1 protein-coding gene is annotated in these 247 nt (G+C 41.3%); it reads right to left on the bottom strand.

The window, feature by feature from the left end; translation table 11 throughout:
- A partial coding sequence (locus tag I5349_RS13955) for a Mur ligase family protein (RefSeq protein WP_262895417.1) occupies positions 1-247 on the bottom strand: 247 nt, incomplete at both ends.

A 247-nucleotide genomic window follows, 5' to 3' on the forward strand; every position in this document is an offset into this window, starting at 1 on the left:
CAAAAAGTGAAAGCTTCTCCTGAAGCTTGGAATCTAAGCTGTCAAAACCCTCTTGATGTGCAGTTCCAAGATTGGTAAAAATGCCCAAGTTAGGCTTGATCATTTCTTCTAAAGCAGCCATTTCTCCAGCCCTAGAGATTCCAGCTTCTAAAATCGCCACTTGATGATAAGACTCCATTCCGAAGATAGAAAGCGGAACACCAACTTGTGAATTGTAACTTTTTGGGCTTTTGGCTACAGCATACTT

The sequence above is a fragment of the Penaeicola halotolerans genome (assembly GCF_016464625.1).
Classification (GTDB): domain Bacteria; phylum Bacteroidota; class Bacteroidia; order Cytophagales; family Cyclobacteriaceae; genus Penaeicola; species Penaeicola halotolerans.